This is a genomic window from Flavobacterium araucananum, from assembly GCF_002222055.1.
In the GTDB taxonomy this organism is placed as follows: domain Bacteria; phylum Bacteroidota; class Bacteroidia; order Flavobacteriales; family Flavobacteriaceae; genus Flavobacterium; species Flavobacterium araucananum.
In genome coordinates, this window is record NZ_MUGS01000006.1 from 15,172 (window position 1) to 32,382 (window position 17,211).

The window sequence follows — 17,211 nt, forward strand, 5'->3', positions numbered from 1 at the left end:
TTACGATACTTATGTTGTAATAAGATTGGTTTTAGCTTAACGAATAATGCTCAAATACCCAAAATGAAAATTAAACAATACCGGACTCATTTTATCAAAGAATTATCGCCTTATTACGATGCGTATGAAGCGGAAAGTTTTTTCTATTTAATATTAGAAGACAAAAATAAATTACGACAAATTGATCTAGCACTAAATCATGAACTGAGTTTTTCAGAGATTGATTTTGTGATATGGGATTCTTTATTGTCTCAATTAAAGAAAGAAGTTCCAATTCAGTATTTGTTAGGGAAAACTAATTTTTATGGACTGGATTTCGAGGTAAACGAAAATGTTTTGATTCCGAGACCGGAAACAGAAGAATTGGTAGAGTGGATTATCAATGAAAATTCTAAGTTTGATAAAGCCAAGAAAATAAAAATTCTGGATATCGGAACCGGAAGTGGCTGCATTGCTATTTCGTTGGCTAAGAATATCCCTAATGCAGAAGTTTATGGTATTGATGTTTCGAAAAAAGCAATAGAAACCGCTAAAAGAAATGCAGCAAATAATAAGGCAGAAGTTACTTTTATGCTTCAGAATATTTTAGAAGCCGAAGCTTTAAAATGCAATTTCGATATTATTGTTTCAAATCCGCCTTACGTCCGTAATTTAGAAAAGGAAGAAATTAAAAAGAATGTTTTGGATTATGAACCACATCTGGCACTTTTTGTAGAAGATAATGATGCTTTGGTTTTCTATCGGAAAATAGCATCACTGGCACAGGAAAATTTACTGGAAAGCGGACAATTGTATTTTGAAATCAATCAGTACTTAGGAGATGAAATGAGAGATTTGTTAGAAAAAATGAATTTCAAAAATATAGAACTGCGCAGAGATATTTACGATAATGACAGAATGATGAAAGGGATTGTTTAGTCTTGATCCTATTTTTTGGTGCGAGCTACAGTTTTTAGTCTAAATTGCGACAGTAATCTGAAAACTACTCGTAGCGTAAGGCTTCGATAGGATCTAGTTTAGCTGCTTTGATTGCAGGATATAAACCTGAAACAATTGCAACGGTAAAACTGGTTGCAAAAGCGGCAAATATAGCAACCCACGGAATCACAAATACAAAACTCATGGCAGTTGCAATCGCAAATCCTAAAAGGATACCTATTATAATACCTATTAAACCACCAATTTGCCCAATTAGTAATGTTTCGATAAAAAACTGAACGGCAATTGTTATTTTTTTTGCTCCCAAAGCTTTTCTTACGCCAATTTCGCGGGTACGTTCTGTAACCGAAACAATCATAATATTCATAAGAGCGATTGAAGATCCTAAGATGGTAATAACACTAATGATCCAGGAAGCCCAGCCAAGATATTTTGTGATTCCCAGAATGCGATTTATCAAATCATCACTGCGTCCAATTCCAAAATTATTATCACGGGTAGGGCTCAATTTTCGCACTCTTCGCATTGTGCTTGTTGCGTTGTCGATAGCTTCGTCCAAAAGTTCTTTTTTAGAAACCATTGCGCTCATGGTATAATTGATATTAGGAGCGGTAAATAGGGAACGTGCAACCTGAATTGGGATTAATACGCGTAAATCCTGACTGTTGCCAAAGGTTGATCCTTTTTCTTTTAAAACGCCAATAACTTTAAAACGTGCGCCGCGAATCGAAATTATTTTGTCTAAAGGGTTTACATCTTTTAATAAACCTTTTTCAAAATCTGATCCTACAACGCAGGAATAAGTATTGTTTTCGATGTCGAATTGATTAAAACTGCGTCCTGAACTTATTTCTAAACCGGAGTTGGATATAAAATGCTCATCGACACCAAGAACGCTGATTTCAGGATCTGTTTTTTTGTCTAAAAATTTAACCTCTGCAGTTTTTGTAGCGGTAAAAGACAATGAAGTCTCTGTAAAAGGATATTTGTATTTGTTTTTGAAAGCAACTGCTTCCGGATACGAAATAATAGGGTTTACAATCTCACGCTCGTTACTTCCACGATTTTTAAGGTTGTTTTCGTATTGGTTAATATTAAAAGTATTAGCTCCCATAGAAGCAAAATTTGTCGAAATTGTATTTTCAAGAGCCGTCACAACCGTTAGAATCCCAACCAGAGCCGTAATTCCAATTGCAATAATTAATACAGTAAGAATAGTACGCAATAATTGTGTTTTGATAGAACCAAAAGCAATTCGGATATTTTCTTTAAATAATTTTAGCATCATGAACAATTTGTCACGAAAATACGTTTTTTGTTACAAGTTTGTTTTCCAACTCGCATTATTTATTTTAAAAAGTGAGATATTTGCGGACGATTAAAATTAAAAAGAAAATAATGTTAAAGAATTTAGAGGCAGGTTTTCAAGGAATCTAAAATCTAAAAGCAACAATCTAAAATAAAAAAAATGGCTTCAAAACCAAGTATACCAAAAGGGACAAGAGATTTTTCACCAGCAGAGGTGTCAAAACGTCAATATATTATTCAAATCATAAAAAGTAATTTTGAGAAATTTGGTTTTCAGCCTATTGAAACGCCTTCATTTGAAAATTCAGATACTTTGATGGGGAAATATGGGGAAGAAGGCGACCGTTTGATTTTTAAAATATTGAACAGCGGTGATTTTTTTGAAAAGAAATTGGAGAATGATTTTTTTGATTTGAATAGTATTTCAATATATGTATCAATTCAAAAAATATTTCGAGATGTGACAAGTTATATATTTCATTATAAGATAAAAGGACAAAGTTTTTTAACTTTTGAAGACTTTGAAAAGTTATTAGTTGACAAGGAAGTACTTGCAATGATTGAGTATAAAATTGAAGAATGGACCTCTAGAAATGTGTTTAAAGATAGGGATTTTGGAATCGCTTTTGATAAAGAATTGACAGAAAGAAAAAGTTATCTCTTAGCAGAAATTGTTGATTTTATAAGGATGACCGGCTTGGATTTTGAACAAGTGCGAAATGAGGATTTTTTACAGAAGAGTTTGTTTATTGCAGATTACAATGTTATAAAAAAAATAAGCAATGAATTTTGTAATGTTTTAGGTCAGAAAAAATCAATATCTAGTTTTATGACTAGTTATATATCAGAAAAAGCGTTGCGTTATGATTTGACAGTGCCGTTCGCTAGATATGTTGTTCAAAATCAAAGCGAAATAGTTTTTCCTTTTAAAAGATATCAGATTCAGCCGGTTTGGCGAGCAGATAAACCTCAGAAAGGCCGTTTCAGAGAGTTTTATCAATGTGATGCTGATGTTGTTGGTTCAAAATCATTGTGGCAGGAGGTAGAATTGGTTCAATTGTACGATACCGTTTTTACATCTTTAGGTTTAGAAGGTGTAACAATTAAAATCAATAATAGAAAAATATTATCCGGAATTGCAGAAGTAATTGGTGCATCTGATAAATTGATCGATTTTACAGTTGCTCTTGATAAGCTGGATAAGATTGGCGAAGACGGTGTGAAAAAAGAAATGATCGAAAAAGGTATTCCGGAAGAGGCTTTGGTCAAAGTGCAGCCCCTTTTTAATTTTACAGGAACATTTGCAGATAAGATCCTTCAGCTTTCCAGTTTACTGGCTGAGTCGGAAGAAGGGATGAAAGGAGTAGAGGAATTGAAATTTATTTGTGACAATGTGGCAACTTTAGGTTTGTCTACGGCTACTTTAGATCTTGATGTGACTCTGGCTCGTGGACTGAATTATTATACAGGAGCTATTTTTGAAGTAGCAGCACCAAAAACGGTTTCAATGGGATCTATTGGCGGTGGCGGTAGATACGATGATTTAACGGGTATTTTTGGTTTGAAAAATATGAGCGGGGTTGGAATTTCTTTCGGATTAGATCGTATTTATTTAGTTCTTGAAGAGTTGCAGTTATTTCCGGAAACAGTTGCAGCAACATCAAAAGCATTGTTTATTAATTATGGAGATGCCGAAGCTTTGTATGCTTCGCAAGCGATCCAGAAATTGAGAAAAGAAAATATAAAAGTAGAACTGTATCCTGATAATGTAAAAGTGGGGAAACAGTTTCAATATGCCGATAAAAGATTGATTCCGTTTGCTGTAATTGCAGGAGATCAGGAAATCGCATCAAATTCGTATTCTTTAAAAAATCTAGTTTCGGGAGAACAAATTTCGGTTGACTTTGAAGGATTGAAAAATGCTTTGCTGGCTTAAGACTTTTAAAGCAAAGTTTTTAGTTGATTAAAGTAGACGGCGTTCTCAGAGCTTAATGATGATTATTGATAAAATAATTCGTGATAATTCATGAAATTCGTGGCTAAATGAATCGCAAAGAACGCAAATATTGAGGTAAATTTCATAAAGCTTTGGAGGTGATTGTGTTAGTCAATTATTAGTTTAAATCTTTTTAAATCTCCGTGAAATAATTGCGGGATAAGAAAAAAAGCATTTAATTTGCGGCCTTGATACGGGCGTAGTTCAAGGGTAGAATAGCGGTCTCCAAAACCGTTGATGGGGGTTCGAATCCCTCCGCCCGTGCGAAACAAATTGATCAATAACGATAGTTATTAATTATTTATCAGAGACTTCGGGTAAGTAAAAAAAAGCATAAAAAAAAGCTTCGTCTATAATAGATGAAGCTTTTTTTAATATAAGGTAAACTTGAATTAATAATTATTTATAAAGCCGAGGCCAACCCTTAAATTCAATTTTGATAGGTAATAATTTAGTTTCCATTTTGGATTCCAAATATAGTATAAACTAAAACGTAATAGTCTTAAAATTATACTAAATTTTATTTGGTGTTTGTGGTTTTTTAAAAGGCTCAGTTGCAATAAAGTGACAATTTGACATTTTGAAAGATTTGGCAGTACTTTTGCAATCCAACAGAAAGAATAAAAAATGAAGTTTAAGAATATTTTTAAAAATAAAAGTAATATGACTACGGAAAATACAGAGTTCGATCAGGAATTAGATGATGTAACGTTAGAGAACAATGCCAACGGTGAACAATTAATTGTTGAAGAATTAAGTGTTGAAGAGCAATTGGCTCAAGACTTGGCAAAAGAAAAAGATAAGTTTTTGAGATTATTTGCTGAATTTGAAAATTACAAAAAAAGAACTTCAAAAGAGCGTATGGATTTGTTTAAAACAGCAAATCAAGAAGTTTTGTTAGCAATGCTTCCTGTTTTGGATGATTTTGACAGAGCTATTGTAGAAATCAATAAATCTGAAGATGAAGTTTTGTCTAAAGGAGTTGAGTTGATTCACGAAAAATTTAAAAGTACTTTGGTTTCTAAAGGTTTAGAGCAGGTTGAAGTAAGAGCAGGTGATGCTTTTAATGCTGATTTTGCAGAGGCAATTACCCAAATCCCAGCGCCGTCTGAGAAATTAAAAGGTAAAATTGTTGATGTTATTGAAAAAGGATACAAATTAGGAGATAAGATTATTCGTTTTCCTAAAGTAGTTATCGGAAACTAAAAATGTAAATTAGATTCTGAATATCAATTTTTTAAGAATTTGATTTTAGAATTTATCCTGTTCTGAAGTTTCGGGATCGGATCGAATTTAACCTAAATTATGAAAAAAGATTTTTACGAAATACTGGGCATTTCAAAAAATGCTGACGCTGCCGAAATTAAAAAAGCTTACCGAAAAAGTGCTTTGAAATATCACCCGGATAAAAATCCAGGCGACAAAGAGGCAGAAGAAAACTTTAAATTAGCTGCAGAAGCTTATGAAGTTTTGAGCGATCCTAATAAAAAAGCAAAATACGACCAATATGGACATCAGGCTTTTGATGGTTCCGGAGGTTTTGGTGGTGGTGGCCACGGTGGTATGAATATGGATGACATTTTCAGCCAGTTTGGTGATATTTTTGGTGGCGGATTTGGAGGTTTCGGAGGCGGTGGCGGAGGTCCTCGTCGTGCGAAAGGAAGCAATCTTCGAATTAAAGTAAAACTTACTTTAGAAGAAATTGCAAATGGTGTTGAGAAAAAAGTAAAAGTAAAACGTAAAGTTCAGGCTAAAGGAGTAACATACAAAACATGTTCGACTTGTAACGGTCAGGGACAAGTGATGCGTGTAACCAATACTATTTTAGGAAGAATGCAATCTGCATCAACATGTCCTACTTGTGGAGGTTCAGGTCAGATTTTAGATAAAAGACCTTCTGAAGCGGATTCGCAAGGAATGGTACAGGAAGATGAAACTGTTTCGATCAAAATTCCTGCAGGAGTTGTTGATGGTATGCAATTGAAAGTTTCTAATAAAGGAAATGATGCCCCTGGAAATAGTATTCCAGGTGATTTAATTGTAGCCATTGAAGAATTAGAGCATGAATTCCTGAAACGTGAAGGCGAAAATATTCATTATGATTTATACATTAGTTTTCCGGAAGCAGTTCTGGGAATTTCTAAAGATATTGAAGCAATCAACGGAAAAGTTCGTATTAAATTAGAAGAAGGTATTCAATCCGGAAAAATCTTAAGATTAAAAGGAAAAGGGATTCCAAGTATAAACGGTTACGGAAGTGGTGATTTACTGGTTCATGTAAATGTGTGGACTCCAAAAACATTAAGTAAAGAGCAAAAACAATTTTTTGAAAATGCGCTTAACGACGAACATTTTGTTCCAAGTCCTGAAAAATCAGAAAAATCATTTTTTGAGAAAGTAAAAGATATGTTTTCATAAGCTGAACTTTTCTAAAATGTTTTAGATAATAAATTTAAAAACCCATTCTAGTTTAAATTAGGATGGGTTTTTTGTGTTAATAGTGTAAAGTTTCGCTACGAATTATTTACTTTTACACACGCGATACCACAAAGGTTAAATTGACGCAGAAAATCTTAAAAATAGCATGAGCAACTTACTCGAAGTACATAAAGTCGTAAAACAATACGGTGATTATGTAGCGCTTAACGAAGTTTCATTAAATGTGCCAAAAGGCAGTATTTATGGGCTATTAGGTCCCAATGGAGCTGGAAAAACTTCTCTGATCCGAATCATAAATCAGATTACATTACCGGATAGTGGCGAAATAATTTTGGATGGAGAAAAATTGCAGCCCAAACATGTGCAAACAATTGGTTATCTTCCTGAAGAAAGAGGTTTGTATACTTCAATGAAAGTAGGCGAACAATGTTTGTATTTGGCACAAATGAAAGGACTTTCTAAGGCCGAAGCAAAATTGCAGTTAGAATATTGGTTTGATCGCTTGGGGATTCAGGGTTGGTGGAATAAAAAAATCCAGGAACTTTCTAAAGGAATGGCACAAAAAATTCAGTTTGTGGTTTGTGTATTGCACAAGCCAAAATTACTGATTTTTGATGAGCCTTTTTCCGGATTTGATCCCGTAAATGCAAACGTTATTAAAGATGAAATTTTAGCATTAAAAGAGCAGGGCGCGACAATTATTTTTTCGACTCACCGCATGGAGAGCGTGGAGGAACTTTGTGATCATATTGCTTTAATTCATAAATCGAATAAGTTAATAGAAGGAAAACTAAGCGATGTAAAACGCCAGTTTAAAACCAATAGTTTTGAAGTTGGGATTTTGACCGGTAATGTCGAAGGATTGATGTATGATCTAACACAAAAATTTACGGTTTCGCCGGCAAATTTCAAATCATTAAATGACGATTTAAAATTAGAGATTCAAATTGGTAATGCAACGCCAAATGAGTTATTAAATATTTTGACACAAAGAGGTCAGGTAACACATTTTGTAGAGAAAATTCCAAGTGTAAACGATATTTTTATTCAAACGGTAACCGAAAATAAAGTTTAGAGTTTAAATTTTAGATTTTAGAGTGAAAACCTGGAATCAAAAATCTAAAGTCAACAATCTAAAATCTAAAATAAAAAAATGAGTATAATTTCATTAATTATAAAAAGAGAATTTATTGCAAAAGTCCGCAATAAATCTTTTGTTGTCATGACTTTTTTAAGTCCGTTATTGTTTGTTGCAATTGCTGGATTTATTGGGTATCTGAGTTCAATGAAAGCCGAAACCAAACGAATCGCAATTCATGACGAAACGGGTTTGTTTGCCAATGATTTTGTAAAGAAAAATAAAAAAGAAACAGATTTTAAATATCTTAATTTATCCGAAATTAATACACAGGCACTTAAAGACAGTATTACTAACGAGAGTTTTGATGGTTTAATTATTATCCCGAAAACAAATAATTTAAAAGATTTAGAAAGTAAAATCGAGTTTATTTCGAATAACAGTCCAAGTATTTCTTTTATCGAAAAAACACAAGATGTAATAGGAGAAAAAATTACAAAAATAAATCTCGAATCTGCAAAGCTGGATACTCTGGCAATCAAAAAAGCACAGTCAGCGGTCAATATTCATTTGGTAAAGGCTTCCGGAGAAGAAAGTCTAAAAGGATTAAATGAAATAAAAATAGCGATTGGCGGAGCATTTGGATATTTGATCATGATGTTTATTATCATTTACGGGAATATGGTAATGCGAAGCGTAATCGAAGAAAAAACGAACCGAATTATCGAGATTATTATTTCATCAGTAAAACCATTTCAGTTAATGATTGGTAAAATTGTTGGAACTTCTCTGGCAGGACTACTGCAATTTGTAATCTGGGCGATAATTGGATTAGGACTTATGTTTGCTGCTTCTGCATTTTTTGGTGTAAATGTTGGACCAACAGCGCGAATTTCGCCAGAATTAATGCATTCGGCTCAACAAGAAATGTCAGGGACTGCACAAATGTATATTCGCGAATTATGGAATTTACCAATTGCCAGCATTATAATTGGTTTTGTAATTTACTTTATTGGGGGGTATTTCCTGTATAGTTCTTTTTATGCCGCCATTGGAGCAGCTGTTGATAATCAAACAGATTCGCAACAATTTCTTTTGCCTATTTTAATGCCGCTTATCCTGAGCGTTTATATCGGATTTTTTACAGTTGTAAATGATCCTCACGGAACTATCGCAGTAGTGTTTTCGATGATTCCGCTTACATCACCCATCGTAATGTTAATGCGATTGCCTTTTGGAGTGCCGTGGTGGCAAATTGCGATTTCGGTATCATTATTGTTTGCTACTTTTTTTCTTGTAGTGTGGTTTGCAGCCAAAATTTACCGTATTGGTATCTTAATGTACGGCAAAAAACCTACCTGGAAAGAATTGTATAAATGGCTTAAATATTAGTTTTATTCTAAGTTACAAGATTCAGAGGGACAAAGGTTCAAAGGTTTTGTAAAATTTGAATTTTGTAACTTAGAATAAAACTTTAAGAATCAAGCAAGGAGTATAAAAGATGTATTAATAATAGTAGATTAAAAGGCGCCATAGTGACAAAGATTTTAAACTTTGTACCTCTGAACCTTTGCAACTTTGAACCTTTAAAAAAAAAATGAGTAAAATACTAATTATAGAAGACGAAGCAGCGATTAGAAGAGTTTTGGTAAAAATTTTATCAGAAGAAAACGATTCGTATCAGGTAGAGGAAGCAGAAGATGGATTTGCTGGTCTGGACAAAATAAAAAACAACGATTATGATTTGGTTTTGTGTGATATCAAAATGCCAAAAATGGACGGTGTTGAGGTTTTAGAAGAAGTAAAAAAAATCAAACCAGAGATTCCAATGGTAATGATCTCAGGTCACGGCGATATGGAAACGGCGATTCATACCATGCGTCTTGGAGCTTTTGATTACATCTCGAAACCACCGGATTTAAATCGTTTACTGAATACTGTTCGTAATGCTTTGGATAAAAAACAACTGGTAGTTGAGAATAAGATCTTAAAGAAAAAGGTTAGCAAAAACTACGAAATGGTAGGAGAGAGCGAAGCCATCAATCATATTAAAGTAATGATTGATAAAGTTGCGCAAACAGAAGCCAGAGTTTTGATTACGGGACCTAACGGAACCGGAAAAGAATTAGTAGCGCATCAATTGCATGAAAAAAGCGAACGTGCAAATTTTCCCTTAATAGAAGTAAACTGTGCTGCGATTCCGAGTGAATTAATCGAAAGCGAATTGTTTGGTCATGTAAAAGGTGCTTTTACATCTGCGGTTAAAGATCGAGCAGGAAAGTTTGAAGCAGCAGATAAAGGAACTATTTTTCTGGATGAAATTGGCGATATGAGCCTTTCTGCACAAGCCAAAGTATTGCGTGCTTTGCAGGAAAGTATGATTACCAGAGTTGGGGCCGAAAAAGATATTAAAGTCGATGTGCGTGTTGTGGCTGCAACCAATAAAGATTTAAAAACTGAAATAGCCGAAGGTCGTTTCCGCGAAGATTTGTACCATCGTCTGGCAGTTATCCTGATCAAAGTTCCACCATTGAACGAACGACGTGAAGATATTCCGGCTTTGATTACTCATTTTACAGAGAAAATTGCTTCAGAACAAGGAAATACAGTTAAGATATTTTCTACGCAAGCCATAAAATTATTGCAGGAATACGATTGGACCGGAAATATCCGTGAACTTCGAAATGTAGTCGAAAGATTGATCATTTTGGGAGGAACTGAAATCTCTGAAACCGATGTAAAAATGTTTGCAAGCAAATAAAATTAATTTAATGATTTAATAATTGAAAGATTTTTTTCAGGATCTAATCTTTCCATTTTTCAATCTTTTCAATCTCAATAGATGAAACTAAAAAAAATAAACGAAAAATTACAAAACGCATTAATTGAAAATGGTTTAACAGAGGCAAATGTTTTGCAGCAAGAAACTTTTTCGACTATAAAAAGTGGGGCGGACTGCATTATTCTTTCTCCGGCAGGAAGCGGGAAATCGACAACAATTGTATTAAATGTCATTCAGCAATTGGCAGGACAAACAGAAGAATCGCCACGTGCTTTGATTTTTGTTGAGGACAAAGCCAAAGTGTTAGAGATGGTGGAGCTTTTTGCGAAATACGGAAAATATACCAATCTAGAAGTTTATGGTGTACACGATAAAGGCGATACAGATTATGATAAAAACTATATTTCGACCGGAATAGATGTTCTTATTGGTACACCAAATAAATTAAGCGATATGTTTACTACAGCGGGTTACAACGTAAACCGCTTAAAAATGTTTATTATCGACGATGCAGATCCTATGTTAAAATTGCGTCACGAAACTAAAATCATGCGTATTTCGAATAGTATCACAAAAACACAGCGTATTATTTTTGCAGAAAAATTGACAGAACGTATCGAAATTTTAGCAGATAAATTAATGCTGGAACCTTATCTGTTTGATATGGATGAAGAAGGGGAAGAAGAACTGGACGAAGAAGAAAACGATATTGAAGAAGAAGAATAAAGTCTCAGTCTCAGTATTCAGCCTGAGACTGAATACTGAGACTGGAAACTAAAAGATAATTTATGGAGATGCTGAAAACACTTAAATTTTTGACAATTGTACTTCTGGTATTTTTTGTTATTATTTATGTAATCATTGTTTCTTATGTTTATTTTAGTCAGGTTAGAATGGTTTTTCAGAGTGCAAAACTCCCAAAAGATTTTCAGTTTGATTATCAGCATAAATTCGAAGAATTAAATATTGAATCATTTGATGGTGCAAAATTAAATGGATTACTGTTTAAGGCAGAAAATTCTAAAGGTTTGGTTTTTTATCTGCATGGTAATGCCGGAACACTGGAAACCTGGGGTAGCATTGCCAAAGTGTATACTAATTTAGGGTATGATATTTTTATCTTAGATTATAGAAGTTTTGGTAAAAGTGAGGGGGAAATAGAGAATGAAGACCAGTTAAATAAAGATATTTCTATTGCCTATAAAACGTTGACGAAGCGATATCCTGAAAACAAAATTATTATAACAGGTTATTCAATTGGCTCCGGACTTGCAACTATTTTGGCTTCGCATAACAATCCGAAGGCTTTAATTTTGCAATCGCCTTATTATAGTTTTACAGAATTGTCGAGTAGCAAATTGCCTTTTTTTCCGGATTTTTTAAAGAAATTTAGTATGGAAACATACGAATATCTGCCCAGGATTAAAAAACCAATTTATATTTTTCATGGAAAAAGAGATCAATTGATCCCTTATGAAAATTCGGTTCGATTAAGCCGGCTTTTAAAAAATAACGGACATTTTTACCTGCTTAGAGATCAGGAACACACAGGCATGAATGAAAATAATGATTTTCAAAAACAGCTGCGCATAATATTAGAATAAAGAATTTAAATAATTACAAAAAACAGAATGTCATGGGATTAATGAAAGTGTATTCAGGAAGCGAAGTTTTGGCACTTGCTTTACAAGAAAGATTGGAAGAAGCGGGAGTAGAAACTACAAAAAAAGATAATATTCAATCTGCTCGTTTAGGAGGTTTTGGCAGTACAGGTTTAGCCGTTGAGGTATTTATTCAGGAAACAGATTTTGCAAAAGCAAATCCGGTTATCGAAGAATTCAGAATGAGTATTTAAAAGAAGTTTTCAGTTTTCAGTCTCAGTTTTCAGTGCTTACTGAGACTGAGACTGAAAACTGAGACTGAAAAACTAAAAAAAACATGCAATATAAAATGCTAGTGCTCGACATGGATGATACCTTGTTGACAGACGATCATAAAATATCAGCTCTTAATAAAAAAGTACTTCTTGAAGCTCAGGCAAAAGGAGTACACGTTGTTTTGGCTTCAGGACGACCAACATCAGCTATGACGGCTTATGCCAAAGAGCTGGAATTAGATTTAAACGACTCTTATATTATTTCGTTCAACGGTGCTATAATCAGTACTGTAAAAGAGGATCTTGTGTTATTTGAACAATCCTTGACGGTAGAACAAATTCATGACTTATACGATTATAGTGTAAAAATGAAAACGCATATTATTACCTATATTGATGGGGAAATTGTTAGCGAAACGGATTCTGAGTATATCGAAATCGAAAAAGAAATTACAGGATTGCCACACCGTAAAGTACCAAATTTTAAAGAGGCAGTTACTAAACCTGCCGTAAAATGTATTTTGCTGGCAGAACCTTCGTATCTAAAAGAGTTAGAAAAAGATTTAAAAACAGCAATGCCTCACCTGAGTGTTGCGATGTCTAAACCTTTTTTCCTGGAAGCAGCTCAAAATGGAATTGATAAAGCGGCAAGTTTAAAACTTTTGGCTGAAAAGCTAAACATTCATCAAAGTGAGATTATTGCCGTAGGAAACGCAGGAAATGATCTTACGATGATTGAATATGCAGGACTTGGAGTTTGGGTTGATAATGTTACGCCAGAATTGCGCGATAGAGCAGATCTTATTGTAGCTTCAAATAATAACGATGGAGTTGCTGAGGTGGTACAACGTTTTATTTTGAATTAAATTTATTTTTATATGAAAGAGCCAATAGAAACAGAACGTTTACTTTTAAGGGAATTTCTTCCTTCAGATGTTGAGGGAATGTTTGAATTGGAATCTAACCCAAATGTACATACCTATGTTGGGAATAAACCTATTACTCATATCGATCAAAGCCTTGCTTATATTGAATTTGTTCAACAGCAATACAAAGATTTCGGAACCGGTCGCCGGGCAGTAATCCTAAAAGAAACCAATGAATTTATAGGTTGGTCCGGAATAAAATTTATTACAAATGAAATCAATAATCATAAAGATTTTTATGAAATAGGATATCGTTTCATCGAAAAACATTGGGGGAAAGGATATGCTACAGAAGCTGGAAAAGCTTTTATAGACCACGCTCTTAATGTAATGAAAGTAGATGCAGTTTATGCGTATGCAGATCCGGGAAATGAAAACTCCCGTAAAATTTTAGCAAAGATTGGTTTGCAATATGTCAATTCTTTTGAACATGAAGAAGAATTACATGTTTGGTATGAATTGAAAAATCCAAACCTGTAAATCCTAAGAAATGCGTTCCAAATCTTTGTAATCTTTATAAAGATCTACAAAGATTTGGAAAACAGCCCGTAGTTTCTAATACTTAGATTAGATATTATTTTTTAGCTACAGAAACAAAATATTTATTTCCGTCACCCATTGTCAGTTTTACACGCTCGTCGCAAAGATCGATTGCAAAATTGGCACTTTCGTAACAGCTACAAGTTGTGTTTTTGTCTTTCGACATTTCAGTTTTACAATTGTTATTTTTAAAAGTTGCCAATTGTGGTGTATACAAGCTTACTAAATCTGTAGAAGCTGTTACTAAAGAAATAATACTTGCAGAGTTATTACTCGTAATTCTGTAAACAATTCTATCAGTATAGTTAACTTCATTTACGGTTACTTTACGAATATAAGTGTAAGCTGTAGAGCCTTCACCCGGTTCTTTTACTTCAAATTTAAATCCAACCGCACGAATTGCAATATCAAATTGAGATTGAGAGTTTAAGCTCGCCCAGGTTGTCAATGTACTAATAGATGGAAATGGATTAGCAGCAGGAGCACTTGTTTGCGCTTGAGAGCTAAAAATGGTTAAGAACATCAAGCAGATTGTGGGTAAAAATGCCTTCATATGGAGTTTTAATTTTTAATTTTTGCCTACTCTTTCTGGTTTTCGGCATTCCCATTTTTTATAATAACAAAACAACAACATAACGAGGGAAAAACAAAATTGTTATGACTTATTTATTATTTAAATAATATAAATTTATTTAACTGCTTTTGATGAAGTGAATATACTTCTAAAAAATAATCTAAACAAAGTTAAATGTAAGAAAATTTCAATTTAAACCCTTTAAAAATGTATTTAATCGATATTATGTGTATTTAATCGATAATTTTGTCATTTAATTCTTATTGAAATAATATGTTTTCTGATCTAAATAAATTTTAATCCCTGTTTGTTTGCGTTAATCTATAGTTTTTTACGGCACACTAAATTATTGGTTTCATGCAAAATATTGATATATAGTGTATTGTTGATTTTATTTTAAAGAATATTGTACGTAAATTTGCAAACTCTTCAAAAGAGATGTAAATATAATATCTTACTACTTAAAACGTAGTTTATTCCCATGGAAAATAGAAAAAAAGTTGCTTTTTATACGCTTGGTTGCAAACTGAATTTTTCAGAAACGTCTACAATTGCCAGAAACTTTAATGATGAAGGTTTTGATCGTGTCGATTTTGAAGAAATAGCAGACATTTATGTCATCAATACCTGTTCAGTAACAGATAATGCTGATAAGCAATTTAAGCAGGTTGTAAAAAAAGCAATGAAACTTAACGAAAAAGCTTTTGTTGCGGCAGTAGGTTGCTATGCACAATTAAAACCAGAAGAGTTGGCAGCTGTCGATGGTGTCGATTTGGTTTTGGGAGCAACAGAAAAATTTAAAATCACCGATTATATTCATGACCTGAGCAAAAATGATATGGGTGAAGTTCACTCCTGTGAAATTGCTGAAGCAGATTTTTATGTAGGGAGTTATTCTATTGGTGACCGTACCCGCGCATTCCTGAAAGTTCAGGATGGTTGTGATTATAAATGTACCTATTGTACAATTCCGTTAGCGAGAGGAATTTCAAGAAGTGATGCTTTAGAGAATGTCTTGCAAAATGCCAAAGAAATTTCAGCTCAAAATATCAGAGAAATTGTTCTGACAGGTGTAAATATTGGTGATTACGGAAAAGGAGAATTTGGAAATAAAAAACACGAGCATACATTTCTTGACTTAGTTCAGGCTTTGGATAAGGTCGAAGGAATCGAGCGTTTGAGAATCTCCTCTATAGAACCTAATTTATTGAAGAATGAAACAATTGATTTTGTTTCTAAAAGCAGAACTTTTGTACCACATTTTCATATTCCGTTACAATCAGGCAGCAATGATATTCTAAAATTAATGAAACGTCGTTACTTACGTGAGGTCTATACAGAACGTGTTAATAAAATTCGTGAAGTAATGCCACACGCTTGTATTGGTGTCGATGTTATTGTTGGTTTTCCCGGTGAAACCGATGAGCACTTTTTAGAAACGTATCATTTCCTGAATGAAATGGATATTTCGTACTTACACGTATTTACCTATTCTGAAAGAGATAATACAGAAGCTGCAAATATGACGGGAATTGTTCCTGCAAATGTCAGAGCGAAACGAAGCAAAATGTTACGCGGATTATCCGTAAAAAAACGTCGTGCTTTTTATGAAAGTCAAATTGGTTCTAACAGAACGGTTTTATTCGAAAGCGAAAATAAAGAAGGATATATTCATGGTTTTACCGAAAATTACGTAAAAGTAAAAACACCGTGGAACCCTGAATTAGTGAATACATTGCAACAAATTAATTTGACAAAAATTGACGAAGACGGAAGTGTTCGTTTAGAATTTATAAATAAATTGGCAGAAGCTTAATACATATTGTCATCGCGAGGAACGAAGCAATTACACTAACAATAAGCAAATTTGCTGATAGATATATTAGATGAGATTGCTTCGTTCCTCACAAAGACACAAGCAGACAGTATAAAACAGAAAAGCCCTTTCTTAAAAGGGCTTTTCTGTTTTTTGAAATAATTACTTCTGATTTTCCGGAATAACCAATTTCAAAGAATTAATATAATCCGTATCAAACTCGATAACTCTTATTTTCTCCGGATTAAAACTCAGTTCCCCACCAAACTGACCTTTTATGTCCAAAAAGTCTATTGTAAGTTCTTCGTCGTTTAATTCAAGCATTTTTCCCAGATAAGCAGATTTGGCAGATTTTTTTGAAATCTGAAAAATACCGTATTTGTTGTTTACATAAGTAAGGATGGAACTCAAATCTCTAATCGGGATTATATCTTCGGCATTTGTTTTAAGACCTTTTAAGCGAATTACTTTTTCTGTAAAGGCAAGATCATGATCGCGATGAACGGCTTCGATATTTTTATTTTTCAGAATTACAAAACCATCCAATATAAAATCTTCGGGATTATTTCTAAGCAAAATCCAGTCATCAGAATAATCAATTAGAAACCCGGTAAAAAGCTCTTTTTTATCTGTAAATTCTATTGCAATTAATTGTCTTAAGTATTGTTCCATTAGAGAGGGTTGTTTAAGGGCTTTTAAATTTTTATAACTTTAACCCGTTGTGTGTAATTAATTTTAACACATAGAAACATAGCTTTTGGATCTTTAAAAAAGGCATTTCACTTATTTAAAATGCACATAGCCTGGCTATGATAAAGAAATGTATTTCTTTTTGCATTCTTTTTAGCTAAAAAAATCTATGTTTCTATGTGTTAAATATATATTTTTTGACTCAAGCGAAGCGAACAGACGAAGTAATTACACCCAAGGGTATAAC

Annotated in this window: 16 protein-coding genes and 1 tRNA gene; 14 read left to right on the forward strand and 3 right to left on the reverse strand. The window is 33.4% G+C overall.

What is annotated here, in order from left to right; all coding sequences use genetic code 11:
• Positions 1 to 63: 63 nt before the first annotated feature.
• Positions 64 to 918 carry a peptide chain release factor N(5)-glutamine methyltransferase gene (gene prmC, locus B0A64_RS05730; RefSeq protein ID WP_089478572.1) on the forward strand — a complete coding sequence of 285 codons (855 nt, stop codon included), beginning with the start codon at positions 64 to 66 and terminating at the stop codon, positions 916 to 918.
• A gap of 64 nt (positions 919 to 982) precedes the next feature.
• Here prmC and B0A64_RS05735 read toward each other — a convergent pair whose 3' ends face one another.
• Positions 983 to 2,227: an ABC transporter permease gene (locus B0A64_RS05735; protein WP_165769767.1), complete on the reverse strand. Its 1,245-nt coding sequence runs from the start codon at positions 2,225 to 2,227 to the stop codon at positions 983 to 985.
• Positions 2,228 to 2,407: 180 nt separating this feature from the next.
• Here B0A64_RS05735 and hisS point away from each other — a divergent pair, with 180 nt between their 5' ends.
• From hisS to B0A64_RS05795, 12 genes are all read left to right on the forward strand, one after another.
• On the forward strand, positions 2,408 to 4,183 hold the full coding sequence (gene hisS, locus B0A64_RS05740; RefSeq protein WP_089478573.1) for a histidine--tRNA ligase: 1,776 nt from the start codon (positions 2,408 to 2,410) through the stop codon (positions 4,181 to 4,183).
• 253 nt (positions 4,184 to 4,436) lie between these two features.
• Positions 4,437 to 4,507, forward strand: a tRNA-Trp gene (locus tag B0A64_RS05745).
• Between the two features lie 363 nt (positions 4,508 to 4,870).
• A complete protein-coding gene (locus B0A64_RS05750) occupies positions 4,871 to 5,449 on the forward strand; it encodes a nucleotide exchange factor GrpE (RefSeq protein WP_089478574.1) in 579 nt (192 codons plus the stop codon).
• Between the two features lie 99 nt (positions 5,450 to 5,548).
• Entirely contained in the window at positions 5,549 to 6,661 is a 1,113-nt protein-coding gene (gene dnaJ / locus B0A64_RS05755) for a molecular chaperone DnaJ (RefSeq protein WP_089478575.1), read from the forward strand.
• A gap of 166 nt (positions 6,662 to 6,827) precedes the next feature.
• Positions 6,828 to 7,757, forward strand: coding sequence for an ABC transporter ATP-binding protein (locus tag B0A64_RS05760; RefSeq protein WP_089478576.1), 930 nt, complete (start codon positions 6,828 to 6,830; stop codon positions 7,755 to 7,757).
• Positions 7,758 to 7,835: 78 nt separating this feature from the next.
• Positions 7,836 to 9,152, forward strand: coding sequence for an ABC transporter permease (locus B0A64_RS05765; RefSeq protein WP_089478577.1), 1,317 nt, complete (start codon positions 7,836 to 7,838; stop codon positions 9,150 to 9,152).
• Between the two features lie 205 nt (positions 9,153 to 9,357).
• Positions 9,358 to 10,521: a sigma-54-dependent transcriptional regulator gene (locus B0A64_RS05770; RefSeq protein WP_089478578.1), complete on the forward strand. Its 1,164-nt coding sequence runs from the start codon at positions 9,358 to 9,360 to the stop codon at positions 10,519 to 10,521.
• 81 nt (positions 10,522 to 10,602) lie between these two features.
• Positions 10,603 to 11,268, forward strand: a complete 666-nt coding sequence (locus B0A64_RS05775) for a DEAD/DEAH box helicase (RefSeq protein ID WP_089478579.1) — start codon at positions 10,603 to 10,605, stop codon at positions 11,266 to 11,268.
• A gap of 68 nt (positions 11,269 to 11,336) precedes the next feature.
• The gene (locus tag B0A64_RS05780) at positions 11,337 to 12,146 is read left to right on the forward strand and encodes an alpha/beta hydrolase (RefSeq protein WP_244285355.1); all 810 of its coding nucleotides are present in this window, start codon (positions 11,337 to 11,339) and stop codon (positions 12,144 to 12,146) included.
• 32 nt (positions 12,147 to 12,178) lie between these two features.
• Positions 12,179 to 12,397 (forward strand): putative signal transducing protein, encoded by a 219-nt coding sequence (locus B0A64_RS05785; protein WP_089478581.1) that lies wholly within the window; start codon positions 12,179 to 12,181, stop codon positions 12,395 to 12,397.
• 83 nt (positions 12,398 to 12,480) lie between these two features.
• Positions 12,481 to 13,284, forward strand: coding sequence for a Cof-type HAD-IIB family hydrolase (locus B0A64_RS05790; RefSeq protein WP_089478582.1), 804 nt, complete (start codon positions 12,481 to 12,483; stop codon positions 13,282 to 13,284).
• Positions 13,285 to 13,296: 12 nt separating this feature from the next.
• Positions 13,297 to 13,824 (forward strand): GNAT family N-acetyltransferase, encoded by a 528-nt coding sequence (locus B0A64_RS05795; RefSeq protein WP_089478583.1) that lies wholly within the window; start codon positions 13,297 to 13,299, stop codon positions 13,822 to 13,824.
• Between the two features lie 94 nt (positions 13,825 to 13,918).
• On the opposite strand, the gene B0A64_RS05800 is transcribed toward B0A64_RS05795, so the two are convergent.
• Positions 13,919 to 14,437 (reverse strand): hypothetical protein, encoded by a 519-nt coding sequence (locus B0A64_RS05800; protein WP_089478584.1) that lies wholly within the window; start codon positions 14,435 to 14,437, stop codon positions 13,919 to 13,921.
• 502 nt (positions 14,438 to 14,939) lie between these two features.
• Between B0A64_RS05800 and mtaB the strand changes: the two genes are divergently transcribed.
• On the forward strand, positions 14,940 to 16,274 hold the full coding sequence (gene mtaB, locus B0A64_RS05805; RefSeq protein ID WP_089478585.1) for a tRNA (N(6)-L-threonylcarbamoyladenosine(37)-C(2))-methylthiotransferase MtaB: 1,335 nt from the start codon (positions 14,940 to 14,942) through the stop codon (positions 16,272 to 16,274).
• A gap of 162 nt (positions 16,275 to 16,436) precedes the next feature.
• Here the strand turns inward: mtaB and B0A64_RS05810 are convergent, their stop codons facing one another.
• The gene (locus B0A64_RS05810) at positions 16,437 to 16,946 is read right to left on the reverse strand and encodes a hypothetical protein (protein WP_089478586.1); all 510 of its coding nucleotides are present in this window, start codon (positions 16,944 to 16,946) and stop codon (positions 16,437 to 16,439) included.
• Between the last annotated feature and the right edge of the window lie 265 nt (positions 16,947 to 17,211).